This window comes from Acidocella aquatica (assembly GCF_030160635.1).
GTDB classification, from domain to species: Bacteria; Pseudomonadota; Alphaproteobacteria; order Acetobacterales; family Acetobacteraceae; genus Acidocella; species Acidocella aquatica.
The window spans coordinates 15,074-28,128 of sequence record NZ_BSOS01000099.1 but is presented as its reverse complement, the minus strand read 5'-3'; the positions used below and the strand labels follow the sequence as shown (position 1 = coordinate 28,128).

The 13,055-nt window shown below is 64.6% G+C and carries 12 protein-coding genes; 3 read left to right on the top strand and 9 right to left on the bottom strand.

Annotated elements, in window-relative coordinates:
• Positions 1–16: 16 nt before the first annotated feature.
• From QQJ84_RS18280 to QQJ84_RS18265, 4 genes are all read right to left on the bottom strand, one after another.
• Complete coding sequence (locus QQJ84_RS18280) at positions 17–1,222, bottom strand: phosphoglycerate kinase (RefSeq protein ID WP_284259768.1); 1,206 nt, start codon at positions 1,220–1,222, stop codon at positions 17–19.
• Complete coding sequence (gene gap / locus QQJ84_RS18275; protein WP_284259767.1) at positions 1,219–2,247, bottom strand: type I glyceraldehyde-3-phosphate dehydrogenase; 1,029 nt, start codon at positions 2,245–2,247, stop codon at positions 1,219–1,221. The genes QQJ84_RS18280 and gap overlap by 4 nt, the downstream gene beginning before the upstream one ends.
• Positions 2,248–2,250: 3 nt before the next feature.
• On the bottom strand, positions 2,251–4,287 hold the full coding sequence (gene tkt / locus QQJ84_RS18270) for a transketolase (protein WP_284259766.1): 2,037 nt from the start codon (positions 4,285–4,287) through the stop codon (positions 2,251–2,253).
• Between the two features lie 114 nt (positions 4,288–4,401).
• Positions 4,402–4,818, bottom strand: a complete 417-nt coding sequence (locus QQJ84_RS18265) for a group II truncated hemoglobin (RefSeq protein ID WP_284259765.1) — start codon at positions 4,816–4,818, stop codon at positions 4,402–4,404.
• 150 nt (positions 4,819–4,968) lie between these two features.
• Between QQJ84_RS18265 and QQJ84_RS18260 the strand changes: the two genes are divergently transcribed.
• The gene (locus QQJ84_RS18260; RefSeq protein WP_284259764.1) at positions 4,969–5,208 is read left to right on the top strand and encodes a DUF2188 domain-containing protein; all 240 of its coding nucleotides are present in this window, start codon (positions 4,969–4,971) and stop codon (positions 5,206–5,208) included.
• Between the two features lie 116 nt (positions 5,209–5,324).
• Here QQJ84_RS18260 and QQJ84_RS18255 read toward each other — a convergent pair whose 3' ends face one another.
• The 3 genes from QQJ84_RS18255 to QQJ84_RS18245 are packed head-to-tail and all read right to left on the bottom strand — an operon-like array spanning position 5,325 to position 7,761.
• Positions 5,325–6,158 carry a CDP-alcohol phosphatidyltransferase family protein gene (locus QQJ84_RS18255; protein ID WP_284259763.1) on the bottom strand — a complete coding sequence of 278 codons (834 nt, stop codon included), beginning with the start codon at positions 6,156–6,158 and terminating at the stop codon, positions 5,325–5,327.
• A complete protein-coding gene (locus QQJ84_RS18250) occupies positions 6,155–6,829 on the bottom strand; it encodes a phosphatidylserine decarboxylase (RefSeq protein ID WP_284259857.1) in 675 nt (224 codons plus the stop codon). Before QQJ84_RS18250 ends, QQJ84_RS18255 begins: the two co-directional genes overlap by 4 nt.
• Positions 6,829–7,761 carry an Ig-like domain-containing protein gene (locus QQJ84_RS18245; RefSeq protein ID WP_284259762.1) on the bottom strand — a complete coding sequence of 311 codons (933 nt, stop codon included), beginning with the start codon at positions 7,759–7,761 and terminating at the stop codon, positions 6,829–6,831. Before QQJ84_RS18245 ends, QQJ84_RS18250 begins: the two co-directional genes overlap by 1 nt.
• A 96-nt stretch (positions 7,762–7,857) precedes the next feature.
• Here QQJ84_RS18245 and QQJ84_RS18240 point away from each other — a divergent pair, with 96 nt between their 5' ends.
• Both QQJ84_RS18240 and QQJ84_RS18235 read left to right on the top strand, forming a co-directional pair.
• Positions 7,858–8,409, top strand: coding sequence for an LOG family protein (locus QQJ84_RS18240; protein ID WP_284259761.1), 552 nt, complete (start codon positions 7,858–7,860; stop codon positions 8,407–8,409).
• Between the two features lie 244 nt (positions 8,410–8,653).
• Entirely contained in the window at positions 8,654–10,006 is a 1,353-nt protein-coding gene (locus QQJ84_RS18235) for a purine-cytosine permease family protein (protein WP_284259760.1), read from the top strand.
• 202 nt (positions 10,007–10,208) lie between these two features.
• Here QQJ84_RS18235 and QQJ84_RS18230 read toward each other — a convergent pair whose 3' ends face one another.
• Together QQJ84_RS18230 and QQJ84_RS18225 are read right to left on the bottom strand one after the other, a co-directional pair.
• On the bottom strand, positions 10,209–11,009 hold the full coding sequence (locus QQJ84_RS18230; protein ID WP_284259759.1) for a sulfite exporter TauE/SafE family protein: 801 nt from the start codon (positions 11,007–11,009) through the stop codon (positions 10,209–10,211).
• Between the two features lie 36 nt (positions 11,010–11,045).
• Entirely contained in the window at positions 11,046–13,028 is a 1,983-nt protein-coding gene (locus QQJ84_RS18225; RefSeq protein WP_284259758.1) for a primosomal protein N', read from the bottom strand.
• Positions 13,029–13,055 lie beyond the last annotated feature (27 nt).

Genomic DNA, 13,055 nt, shown 5'->3' with positions numbered 1-13,055 from the left:
AACCGGATTCAAGCATTCACCCGAGGTTGGAGAGGTCTTTGCTCAGCGCTTCCACGCCGGGCAGAATCTTGCCCTCCATCCATTCCAGGAACGCCCCGCCGGCGCTGGAGAGATAGCTCAGCCGGTCTTCGACCCCGGCCAGCTTCAGCGCCGATACAGTATCGCCGCCGCCGCCGACCGAGACGATCTTGCCCTCCTGCGTCGCCTTGGCGATGGCATCGGCCAGCGCGTTGGTCGAGGCGTCGAACGGCTTGGTCTCGAATGCGCCCAGCGGCCCGTTCCAGATGATGGTTTTGATCTGCGGCAGCCGCTTGATGAACGCGGCGACCGTGGCCGGGCCAACGTCCAGCGCCATCATGTGGGGCGGCACCGCGTCCACGCCCACCACCTGGGTTGGCGCGTTCTCGGCAAACGTCTCCGCCACCACCAAATCGTGCGGCAGCACGATCTCGCAGCCCTTGCGGTGCGCCTCTTCCAAAATCGCCAGCGCCGTCTTGTGCAGGTCTTTCTCCTGCAGAGACTTGCCGACATCATGCCCCTGCGCGGCCAGGAAGGTATTCGCCATGGCGCCGCCGATCACCAGAATATCCACCTTGCCGACCAGATTGTTCAGCAGTTCGAGCTTGGTGGAGACCTTGGAGCCAGCGACAATCGCCGCCACCGGCCGCGCCGGATGCCCCAGCGCCGTTTCCAGCGCGTGCAGCTCCGCCTGCATCAGCCGCCCCGCGAACGAGGGCAGGTGGCGCGTGATGCCCTCGGTGCTGGCATGCGCGCGGTGCGCGGCGGAGAAAGCGTCGTTGACATAAAGGTCAGCCAGCTTGGCGAGTTCGGCCGCGAACTGCGGGTTGTTCTCCTCCTCGCCGGCGTGGAAGCGGGTGTTCTCCAGCACCAGCACATCGCCGTCATGCAGCGCGTCCACCGCCGCCAGCGCCACCGGGCCGATGCAGTCGGCGGCAAACGCCACCGGCCGCCCCAGCACCTTGGCCAGGGCCGCGGCGATCGGGCGCAGCGACATGGCTTCAACGACCTTGCCCTTCGGCCGGTCAAAATGGCTGAGCACGATCACCTTCGCCCCCTTGGAGGAGAGTTCGCTGATCGTCGGCGCCAGCCGCTCCAGGCGCGTCAGGTCGGAGATCACCCCGCCCTGCATGGGCACATTAAGGTCGGCGCGGAGCAGCACGCGCTGCCCCGCGACCTTCACATGATCCAGGTTCCGGCTCACAGCGCGCCGAAATAGGCTGCGGTGTCGGACATGCGGTTCGAGAAGCCCCACTCATTGTCATACCAGGAGAGCACACGCGCCAGCGCGCCATCCACCACCGTGGTCTGCGGCGCATCGAAGGTGCTGGAGGCCGGGATATGGTTGAAGTCCTGGCTCACCAGCTTGGCGGTGGAGTAGCCCAGAATCCCCTTCAGCTCGCCCTCGGACGCGGCCTTCATCGCGGCGTTGATCTGCTCGACGGTGGCATGCGTCTTCAAATTCACATCCAGCGAAATCAGCGACACGTTGGGCGTCGGCACGCGGATGGCGGTGCCGTCCAATTTGCCCTTCAGCTCCGGCAGCACCAGGCCGACAGCCTTGGCGGCGCCGGTGGAGGTCGGGATCATCGAGAGGGCGGCGGCGCGGGCGCGGTGCAGGTCCTTGTGCAGCGTGTCGACGGTTTTCTGGTCGCCGGTGTAGGAATGGATGGTCACCATATATCCGCGCTCGATGCCGAAATTCTCATGCAGCACCTTGGCCACCGGGGCGAGGCAGTTGGTGGTGCAGGAGGCGTTGGAGATCACCTCCATCTCCTTGGTCAGAGTCTTGTGGTTCACGCCGAACACGATGGTCGCATCCACGCCATCCGCCGGGGCGGAGACCACAACCTTGCGCGCACCGGCGGTGAGCAGCGCCGCGGCGGCCTCGCGCTTGGTGAACAGCCCGGTGCATTCCATTGCCACATCCACGCCCTGCAACGGCACTTTCGCCGGGTCGCGCTCGGCCGAAACCTTGATCGGCGCATAGGTGCGGCCGTTATGCGTGATGACCAGGCTGTCGCCCTGCACCTCAACTGTGCCGGGGAAGCGGCCATGCACGGAGTCATAGCGGAACATATGCGCGTTGTCCTCGACCGAGCCGAGATCGTTGATCAGCACGGGCACCACATCGGTGCGCCCGCTCTCGATCATCGCGCGCAGCACCAGACGGCCAATCCGGCCAAACCCATTAATCGCGATTTTCACAGCGCCATCTTTTACAGCCACGTCTCAGTTTCCTTCTTTTTTAACGGCAGCCACAATCGCCGCCTCGGTGATTCCAAAATGCTCATACAAAACTTCCGCCGGGGCGGAGGCGCCAAAGCCGGTCATGCCGATGAACACGCCATCGGACCCCAGCCAGCGCTCCCAGCCAAAGCCGCAGGCCGCCTCCACGCCGATGCGCCGGGCGCTGCCCAGAACCTCGGCCTGATATCCGGCATCCTGCCGCGCAAACAGCTCAAAGCTGGGCGCGGAGACCACTGCGACCTGGATCCCCTCCGCCGCCAGTTTTGCCCGCGCGCCCATGGCCAGAGCCACTTCCGTGCCGGTCGCGATGATCGTCGCCGCCCGCTTGCCCTCGGCTTCGGCCAGGACATAGGCGCCCCGGGCCGATTTGCAGCCATTGGCCACCAGGCGCAGCGCCGGGATCGCCTGGCGCGAGAGCACCAGCAGGCTCGGCCCGGTGGTGTTGCGAATTGCGATCTCCCAGGCCTCCGCCGTCTCCACGGCATCCGCCGGGCGCAGCACCAGCACATTGGGCATGGCGCGGAAACTGGCCAGATGCTCAATCGGCTGATGCGTCGGCCCATCTTCGCCCAGGCCGATGCTGTCATGCGTCAGCACATGAATGACGCGGATGTGCATCAAGGCCGCCAGCCGGATCGCCGGGCGCATATAATCGGAGAACACAAAGAACGTCCCGCCATACGGGATCAACCCGCCATGCAGCGCCAGGCCGTTCATCGCCGCCGCCATGCCGAACTCGCGCACGCCGTAATAAATGTAGCGCGCGGCGAAATTATCCGCGCTGGCCCCCGCCATGCCCTTCACCAGGGTCAGGTTGGAGCCGGTGAGGTCAGCCGAGCCGCCAACCAGCTCCGGCACCGCCGGCACCAGCACCTCAAGCGCCTTCTGGCTGGACTGCCGTGTCGCCAGCTTCGGCTTGGTCTCCGCGAGCGATGCCTTGTAGGCTGACATTGTCTCCACCCAGCCCTCGGGCAGCTTGCCGGCCATCACGCGCTCAAACTCGGCGCGCTGCGGATGCTTGGCCAGCCGCTTCAGCCAGGCGCGGCGCGTGCCGGCACCCCGGCTGCCGGCCTCATGCCAGTCCTTGTAAACCTCCTCGGGTACATGGAAGGGCAGGTGCGGCCAGCCCAGCGCCAGCTTCGCCGCCTGCGCCTCGGCCCCGCCCAGCGCCGCGCCATGGCTCCCCGCCGTTCCCGCCTTGGTCGGCGCGCCAAACCCGATAATCGTCTTGCACGCGATCATCACCGGCTTGGTGGATTTCTGCGCCCAGGCGAGTGCGGCCTGCAGCGCCGCGAAATCATGCCCGTCAACCCGCTTGGTCGCCCAGCCGTAATTGGCGAAGCGCTTCAGCGGGTCCTCGGAGACACTCAGCTCCGTGCCGCCGTCGATGGAGATGCTGTTGTCATCCCACAGCACCACCAGCTTGTTGAGCTTCAGATGCCCGGCCAGCGCGCCCGCCTCATGGCTGACACCTTCCATCAGGCAGCCATCGCCCGCGATCACATAGGTGCGGTGGTCCACCAGGCTCTTGCCAAACTTGGCCGCCAGCAGCCGCTCCGCCATCGCCATGCCCACGGCGGTCGCCAGCCCCTGGCCCAGCGGCCCGGTGGTCATCTCAATCGCCGGATGCTCATGATATTCGGGATGCCCCGCCGCCACCGAATGCAGCTGCCGGAAGGTCTTGAGCTGCTCTATCCCCATGCCCTCATAGCCGGAGAGATGCAGCAGCGCATACAACAGCATGGAGCCATGCCCGGCCGAGAGAACGAAGCGGTCACGGTCCCACCAGCTCGCATCGGCGGCGTCGTATTTCAAAAATTTCTTCCACAACACGGTGGATGCGTCCGCCATGCCCATCGGCATGCCCGGGTGCCCGCATTTGGCGGCCTCCACACCATCGATGGCCAGTGCGCGGATCGCATTCGCCATCACCCGCTCCCCGGTCAACGGCTGGCTGAGAATCTCCGCCTGCCGCGCCAGCGCCGCTTCGTTGCCTGAAATGTCCCCAATACTCGCCATGTGCCGTGATTCCGTCCTGATTGCGCCGTGCATAATCCGCACAGCCCCAAGCGGCAACCCGGAACGTTCACATCCCAGCGTTCTTTTGCAGGCTTACCCGCGCCGGGAGGCGGGTCACCCCCGCACCATCCCGGCCGCGAGCCTTGTCAGTATCTGGTCCATCTGTTCGGCGAAGCCCGGCTCCACCTTGGCCACCACCAGGGCCGCGCGCAGCGCATCGCTCCACTGTTTCGCGGTTTTTCCGGTAATGGGCATTTTGGAGTGGCGCGTCATCACGCAAAACCCGCCCTGCGCGGTGAACCATTCGCGTGAGCCGCCCATCCAGCCGGTGAAAAACCCGGTCAGCGCCTCGCGCATCGGGGTCATATCGGGCGCGTGCATGGCGCGCAGCTCGGCATATTGCGGGTCGCTCTCCAGCAGGTCGTAAAACGCATCCACCACCCGGCGGATCGGCTCCACGCCGCCGATCATCTCAAAGGGCGTGGTCTTCTGGGTCTCGGCGGGCGCTTGCGCGGTGCTGGTTGCGGTCATGGTCTTCCTTGCATGAATGTTTAATTCTCTCTCAAAGCAAACTTCGCGCTGTCATGCCTTGATCTATCTCATTGCCCGTTCCCATATCCGGGGTGGAATTAAACACCACCAAAAGGCGCGGCCGCAAGGCATATCCCGGAGGAGCCCACGATGAGCCTGATTCACTACAAAATTGTCCAGCACGATGGCGGATGGGCCTACAAGCTGGGGGATGTTTTCTCCGAGCCCTACCGCTCCCATGCCGCCGCGATGGCAGCCGCCCGCAGGGTCGCCGCCGAGCAGCGCGTGCCGGGCGAGACCCGCTACATCCAATACCAGAGCGAGGATGGTGTGTGGCACACCGAGCTCGCGGCCAGCACCGACCGCCCCCAGGCGGATGTTCTGGAATAGAGCGCGATCGTTTGAGGTTCGCTCAACCGTGCGAGCCGAAAGCGTGAATCGCCCTCAGAAAAACGGCTAGAGCCTGATCGCACTTAAAGCGATCAGGTTCTAGCGCGTCAGCCGCCTCAGGTGGAGTCGCCCACTTCGGGGATCGCCTCCGCCGCCGCCCGCCGGGTCTCCGCCTGCGCCGCCAGATTGCGGTAGCTGCGCACGCTAAAGGGCAGCATCACGATATAGGCCAGCCCGAGCAGCGCGCCCGCGGCATAAGGGTCGGCGAATAATATCGCCGCGAACACCACGACGCCGAGCAGCAGCGGCAATACATTGGCGGTCGGTATCTTGAAGTTCTTGAAGCTCCACACCGGCAGGGTGGACACGCAGAGCAGCGCGACGCTCACCAGTACGGCGCCGGTGAACAGCGGATAGGCCACCGCCGTGTGCAGCCAGTCCATGTGCATCTGGTCAGCCTCCAGCCCCAGAAACAGCGGAAACAGCGCCAGCCCGGCACCCGCTGGCGCCGGCACGCCGGTGAAGAAATTATACGCGAACGCCGCTTTCGGGGTGCTGTCCAGCGCCGCGTTGAACCGCGCCAGCCGCAGGGCCATCGCCGAGGTATACATCAGCGGCGGCAAAAACCCCATCGCCCCCCAGGCCTGCAGCGACCACAGATACATCACTAGCCCCGGCGCGATGCCAAAACACAAAAAATCCGCCAGGCTGTCAAACTCCGCGCCAAAGCGCGAGGTTGCCTTCAGCAGCCGCGCCAGCCGCCCATCCAGCCCGTCGATCACGCCAGAGACCGCAATGGCGATCACCGCGCTGCCAAATTTCCCATCCATCGCCAGCCGGATCGAGGAGAGCCCGATACACAGCCCCAGCAGCGTCATCAGGTTTGGCAGCATGCGGTTAAAGCTGAGGCCGGCGAAGCGGTTCCGGCGCGGCAGGCGTCGCTTGATCATTCCCGGCCAAGCTCCGCGATCACGCTCTCGCCGCCCACCATGCGCTGCCCCACCGCAACCAGCGGCTCGCAGCCCTCGGGCAGATAAAGATCGGTGCGGCTGCCAAAGCGGATAATGCCAAACCGCTCGCCCGCCGCCAGGCTCTGCCCCTCTTTCACATCACATAAAATCCGCCGCGCGATCAGCCCGGCAATCTGCACGACCACAACCTCCTGCCCGCCCGGCAGGTCGAGGATCAGCGAGTTGCGCTCGTTTTCATCGGACGCCTTCTCATCCGCCGCGCCAAAAAACTTGCCCGGATGATACGCGATCTTGCGCACCACCCCGCCGATCGGCGCGCGGTTCACATGCACATCCAGCACCGAGAGGAAAATCGCCACCCGCGTGCGCGGCTCGTGGCTTAAGCCCAGTTCAGCCGGCGGCGCGGCCCGCTCGATGCTCACCACCAGCCCATCGGCCGGCGCCACGAACGCATTGGCGCGCGGCGGCAGCACCCGCTCCGGGTCGCGGAAAAAATAGAGGCAGAACACGGTGAACAGCAAACCCGCCCAGGTCAGCGGGTGCCAGAGCAGCAGCCCGAGCACCGCGACCGCGATGCCCCCCAATATGAACGGGTAGCCAGCCTTGTGCGGCGGCGCCAGCACCGATTTGATGCTCTCGACAATATCCATCACGGGACCTTTTGCGGTTGCGGCAGGGTGAATTTCTGCCCAGGGTAAATAAGGTTCGGGTTCTCAATCTGGTTGGCGTTGGCCGTATATATCACCGTGTACATGATACCGTGGCCATACACATGTTGCGAGATCGTCCACAGATTATCGCCGGGCACGATCACCACATTCCCGGCGGCGACGGCTTCAGGCAAGGTCTGCAACGTAAAGGGCACATCCACCGGCGGCATCACCTTCCCATCCGCGCCGGTCGCCAACAGGGTGATCGTGCCGCTGGCCGCGGGCGTCGGCGAGATAAAATGCCACCGCCCATCCGCCCCCGCCACCGCCTGGCCGATCTGCTTGCCGCCCAGGCTCACGTTCACCTTCGCCCCCGGCGGCGCGGTGCCGCCAAACAGCGCATGGCCATCGGTGTCATAATCCACGGTGCCCATGCCCAGGGTTCCGGCGGCCGGCCCCTGGCCGGACATCACAACACTGCCATTCGGCCCCGACACCACAGCCAGCGCATGCCCCTGGCCGTCGACCGGCACATTGATGGCGGCGACTTCCTGCCCCGCCAATTTGGTCCCATCCGGCAGAGTCTCGCTCAGCGTGATCTCCTGCGCGCCCGGCGGCAGCGGCGCGCTGGGCACCAGCACAAACGCGCCCTGCGCATCCGCGGTCGCGGTGCCGATGATCTTATCGCCGCTCCTGATTGTCACGACAGCGCCCGGCACCGCGCGCCCGGCCAGCACCGCGTTGCCGTGCGCGTCAACGCGCACCACGTCGAAAGTAGGCGCCACCACGGTCACGGCGGGCGGCGGCGGCGGCGCGGGCGGGGTGGGCTGCAGCTGCGGCTTGGCGCTCAGATACAACAAGCCGCCGATCGCAAGACCCGCCAGCAGCGCGAGCGCGGCGATCCCACCATATTTCCGCGTCATCTCAGCCATAGTCAAACCCCTGTTCCTCGCGCGCCGCATGCTTGCTAACTGGCAAATAGCCTGCCACGAACCGGTCTATACAGGAAGCGAGGCAAAACCGACACCATGAGCAGTTTCTCCGTCACCGTCTTCTGCGGCTCCTCTCCCGGCGCTGATCCCGCTTATGTCGAGGCCGCGACCGCGCTGGGCCAGGGGCTGGCCGGCCACGGCATGAAGCTGGTGTTTGGCGGCGGCAACGTCGGCCTCATGGGCACCACGGCGCGCGCCGCACTCGGGGCCGGCGGCCATGTTACCGGCATCATCCCTGACTTTTTGCGTAGCCGCGAGGAAGAACTCCACGGCCTCTCCGAGCTCTTCGTCACCGACTCCATGCACACCCGCAAGCGCCGCATGTTCGCGCTGGCCAACGCGTTTGTTGTAATGCCCGGCGGTTTGGGAACTTTTGATGAAACCATCGAAATTTTAACCTGGAAGCAACTCGGCCAGCACAACAAGCCGATCATCCTGGTTGATCTTTTGGGCTGGGCGCAACCCTTCGTGGCCATGGTCAACGGCGCGATCGAGCGCGGCTTCGCCCGCGAGGCGGTGAGCGGGCTTTATGAAGTTCAGCCAACCGTCGAGGCCACTCTGGCCCGGCTGATGCAACTGCGCGGCTAGAGCGTGATTGCCTCACGTCAATCACGCTCTAGCTTATGTTTTACGATCAATTTCATTTGGAACGATATCGGTTCGGATCCTCCGGCTCACGCGATTTTGCCTGTTTTTTGCGCTCGCAGCGTAATTGCTTGACGCTGCACTGAAATATTGCGAGATTTTTAATACCGCCGCGGTCCGATGGTTCGGCTTGCGTGGGGCTGCTTGATGAATTTTTTAGCGGCCTTGCGCCGTGCTGGAGCGAAGAATGACGGCTGAAGCGACATCCGAACTGTTTGGCATCATCGAGGAAAAGGGGATCGCCGAAGTATCTCTGACAGAGACGCACGGCAACCCGAAAGCCGTGTTCGGCCTCTGGATGGCGGCGAATATTGAATTCGCGACTCTCACGACCGGGGCTTTGGCCACCGGCTGGCTCGGGCTCTCCTTCAGCGCCGCGCTGGCAGCCATCCTGATCGCCAACGTGCTCGGCGGGCTGACGCTGGCGTTTTTCAGCACATTCGGCGTGGATTACGGCCTGCCGCAGATGATCCAGGGGGCCAACTGGTTCGGCAAGCTCGGCAATAAACTACCCTCGCTGTTCAACTTCCTGGGCGGCTTCTCCTGGTTCGCGGTCAACACGATCGTCGGCGCCTATGCGCTGCAGTATTTCTTCGGCGGGAGCCTGATCGTCAGCATCATTGTGCTCTCGGCCATCCAGGTCGCCATTGCCTTTGTCGGGCACGATCTGATCCAGGCGACGGAGAAATATCTGGTGTATGTGCTGACGCTGGTGTTTTTGGCGCTCAGCTTTGTCGCGGTGAGGCACCTTGGCCTCTCGGTGCCGGAAAACGTGAAATCCGAGGCCGCCGTGGGCGGTTTCTCCGGCGCGTTCATGCTCGCAACCTCGATCATGGTTGGCTACGTCGTCGGCTGGATCCCCTATTCCTCCGATTATACGCGCTACCTGCGCACCAACCAGAACCCCGCGGCGGTGAAAAAAACCGTGCGGACCTATGCGTTCTGGGGGTCGCTGATCTCCACCGTATGGATCGAGGCGCTGGGCGCGCTGATCGGCGCTTCCGTGTCGTTTGCGAAACCCTCCGATCTGTTCACCAGCTGGATGCCCGAATGGCTGAAGACGCCGTTGCTGATCGCGGTGGTGCTGGGCACCATCAGCGCCAATATCCTGAACATCTATTCCGCGACGCTCTCGGCCCTGGCGATCGGCGTGAAGATTAAACAGCATTGGGCGGCGCTGCTGACAGGCACCATCGGCACCATCATCTCCGTGCTGGCGGCTGAAAACTTTATTACCAATTACGAGAATTTTCTCTTCGTGCTCGGTTATTGGACCGTGCCGTGGATTTCCATCACGCTGTTCTGCCATCTGACCAGCCGTACCTCCCGCCTGGGCGGTGTCAGCGCTGCTTTCGTTGCCTGGGTGGTGACGGTCGTGGCCTCTGAACCGTTTTGGAACCAGACCCTGCACACCGGCTCGTTCGCGGCCGCCTATCCGCAGTTTGGCGATAGCACCTTCATCGTCTCCTTCGTCCTGGGCGCGGTGCTGTATTTCCTCCTCACCTCGCCCGGCCCGGTAGTAGCCGCCGCGGGCGAATAAGGCGGCGATGGGGCGTGGCCGCTCTGTGGCCCGCTTTTTATTTAGCCAAGCGCGATCGTTTGAGGTTCGCTCAACCGAGCGAGCCGAAAGCGTGAATCGCCCTCCGAAAAATGGCCAGGGTCTGATCGCACTTAAAGCGATCAGACCCTGGCCGGAGATTCAGAGCTGAGATGCAATCGCAACGCGATTCCATCTCATATTATCAGGCTCTCGCCAGCAGTTTGAGGCCGACGAGGGCGAGGATGATACCGAGGCAGGGTTTTATCACGGCATCAGGGGTGTAGCGGGCGGCGTAGCTGCCGATGATGATGCCGGGGATGGAGCCGAGGAGCAGCGAGCCGAGCAGGTGGAAATTCACCGTGCCGAGATACCAGTGGCCGAGTCCGGCGAGCAGGGTCAGGGGCACGGCGTGGGCGATATCGGAGCCAACGATGCGCACGAGCGGCAGGCGGGGGTAGAGGTAGATGAGGGCGATGGTGCCCAGCGCGCCGGCGCCGACGGAGGAGAGCGAGACCAGGATACCGACGATGAAACCGACGAGGATTGTTCTCCAGGCGGAGCTTTCCTGCCCTGTTCCAGGCCAGCGCTTGCTGGCGTAGGCGATGATCCAGCCCTTGAAGAGCAGGGAGGTGGCGCTGAGCAGCAGGGCGGCGCCGAGCGTGAGGGAGATAAGCTGCGTGATGGTTTTGCTGGCGACGCCGAAATAAGCGAGGGCCAGCAGGGTGAGGATGGTTGCCGGGACGGAGCCGGTGGCCAGGCGGGCGACGATTTTCCAGTCTATGGTTTTACCGGCGCTGTGGATGCTGGTGCCGACGGTTTTGGTGATGGAGGCGAAGAGCAGGTCGGTGCCGACGGCGGTGGAGGGGTGCAGACCGAATGCCAGGACAAGCAAAGGGGTCATGAGAGAACCGCCGCCAACGCCGGTCATGCCGATGAGCAGCCCGACGAGCAATCCGGAGAGCGTGTAGCCGGGTTGAATGGCTATATTCTCTATAACTATCATAGGGTAATTCTACTAGGCTTTAGTCAGCCATGCAAGCTACATAAATGAGACGGGATCGATATCTACATCAACCCGACTGGATTTGTGGATATCAGTTTGCGCCAGCCAGTCGCGCAACAGGCCTTGTATCTGAATATGTTTCGCGGTTTTCAGCAGCAGGCGGCGGCGGAAGCGGCCGCGCAGCAGGGCGTAGGGCGCCGGGGCGGGGCCGAGTACCTCAATCCCTGGGCCGCGCGGCGCGGTGCGGCTTAGGGCGCGGGCGGTCTGGTCGGCCAGTTTTTCGTCTGTGGCGCTGATGATGAGGGCGGCGAGACGGCCATAAGGCGGCCAGTGGCCGGGGCGGCGGGCGGCGGCCTCCTGGGCGTAGAAATCCGGCAGGTCGCCGGAGATGAGCGCCATGATGACCGGGTGTTCGGGCGAGAAGCTTTGCAGCAGCACGGTGCCGGGGGCCTGGGCGCGGCCGGCGCGGCCGGCGACCTGGTGGAGCATCTGCACGGTGCGCTCGCCCGCGCGCAGGTCGCCGCCGGCGAGGCCGAGGTCGGCATCAACCACCCCGACCAGCGTGAGGTGCGGGAAGTGCCAGCCCTTGGCGACCATCTGCGTGCCGATGATGATGTCAGCATCGCGCTCGGTAATGCGCGCGGCGGCTTCGGCGGCCTGCTTGGGGCCGGAGATGTGGTCAGAGGCCATGACCAAAGTGCGGGCTTCGGGGAAGAGTCCGGCGACTTCCTCGGCGATGCGCTCCACGCCGGGGCCAATGGGTACGAAACTGCCCTCGGCCTCGCAGGCCGGGCATTTTTCCGGGATGGCGGCGCTGTGCCCGCAATGATGGCAGATAAGGCGCGCGTGGCTACGGTGTTCCACCAGCCAGGCGGTGCAGTTGGGGCAGGAGAGGCGGTGGCCGCAGCGGCGGCAGAGGGTGAGCGGGGCATAGCCACGCCGGTTGAGGAAAAGCATGACCTGCTCGCCGCGCGCCAGGGTCTCGCGGGCGGCTTCCACCAATACGGGGGAGAGGAATTTGCCGCGTTCGGGCGGGTGGGCGCGAAGGTCCACTGATTTTACCAGCGGCAGCACGGCGCCGCCGTGGCGGGCGGGCAGGTCGAGGCGGGCGTAGCGGCCCGATGCCGCGTTTTCCACGCTCTCCAGGCTCGGCGTGGCGCTCACCAGCACGCAGGGCGCGGCCGAAAGGCGTGCGCGCACCACCGCCATGTCGCGGGCGTTATACATCACGCCGTCTTCCTGCTTGAAGGCGCTTTCGTGCTCTTCATCCACCACGATCAGCCCGAGGGCGGGGAAGGGCAGGAACAGCGCCGAGCGGGCGCCCACCACCACATTGGCGCGGCCCTGTGCCACGGCCCTGAAAGTTTCGCGCCGGAGGGCTGGGGTGAGTTCGGAGTGCCAGACCGCCGGGGCGGCGCCAAAACGGCGTTCAAAGCGCTGCAAAAACTGCACCGAGAGCGCGATTTCGGGCAACAGCACCAGAGCCTGCCGGTTGTTGCGCAGGGCTTGCGCCACGGCTTCCAGGTAGACCTCGGTTTTGCCCGAACCGGTCACGCCATCCAGCAGGGTCACCCCGAATGTCTGGCCCGCCACCGAGTCGCGCAGGGCGGCTGCGGCGGCGGCCTGCGCCGTCGAGAGTTCAGGACCGGGATGCGCCGGGTCGGCGCCGCCGAAAGCATAGGCCTTGCCGCGCTTGGGGGGGGCTGCGAGCAGGCTCTCCTTCAGCGCCAGGGCGAGCACGTCGCCACGTTTGCTCAGCGTGTAGGCGGCGACCCAATCAATGAAATCCATCAACGGCCTGGGCAGCGGCGGGAAGGCGAGAACCTCGGCGATGGGTTTGGTTTTTACCCCCTGGTCTGGCGCGTCACCCCATACGGCGCCCACCACCATGCGCGTGCTCAGCGGCACACGCACCAGCGTGCCGGGCGGCAGTGCTTCCTCCGCCGCATAGGTAAACGGCGCGTCGAACTTGTATGGGAGCAACACGCTGACGCGGGTGCTTCGACTTGGGGGCTCCATGCTGTATGCTTTGCACCAGACTTCTCA

What these genes read in the sequence shown, in the direction of transcription:
- tkt (WP_284259766.1), bottom strand. Translation starts at nt 4,287, where the DNA reads ATGGCGAGTATTGGGGACATTTCAGGCAACGAAGCGGCGCTGGCGCGG.
- QQJ84_RS18265 (WP_284259765.1), bottom strand. Translation starts at nt 4,818, where the DNA reads ATGACCGCAACCAGCACCGCGCAAGCGCCCGCCGAGACCCAGAAGACC.
- QQJ84_RS18260 (WP_284259764.1), top strand. Translation starts at nt 4,969, where the DNA reads ATGAGCCTGATTCACTACAAAATTGTCCAGCACGATGGCGGATGGGCC.
- QQJ84_RS18255 (WP_284259763.1), bottom strand. Translation starts at nt 6,158, where the DNA reads ATGATCAAGCGACGCCTGCCGCGCCGGAACCGCTTCGCCGGCCTCAGC.
- QQJ84_RS18250 (WP_284259857.1), bottom strand. Translation starts at nt 6,829, where the DNA reads ATGGATATTGTCGAGAGCATCAAATCGGTGCTGGCGCCGCCGCACAAG.
- QQJ84_RS18245 (WP_284259762.1), bottom strand. Translation starts at nt 7,761, where the DNA reads ATGGCTGAGATGACGCGGAAATATGGTGGGATCGCCGCGCTCGCGCTG.
- QQJ84_RS18240 (WP_284259761.1), top strand. Translation starts at nt 7,858, where the DNA reads ATGAGCAGTTTCTCCGTCACCGTCTTCTGCGGCTCCTCTCCCGGCGCT.
- QQJ84_RS18235 (WP_284259760.1), top strand. Translation starts at nt 8,654, where the DNA reads ATGACGGCTGAAGCGACATCCGAACTGTTTGGCATCATCGAGGAAAAG.
- QQJ84_RS18230 (WP_284259759.1), bottom strand. Translation starts at nt 11,009, where the DNA reads ATGATAGTTATAGAGAATATAGCCATTCAACCCGGCTACACGCTCTCC.
- QQJ84_RS18225 (WP_284259758.1), bottom strand. Translation starts at nt 13,028, where the DNA reads ATGGAGCCCCCAAGTCGAAGCACCCGCGTCAGCGTGTTGCTCCCATAC.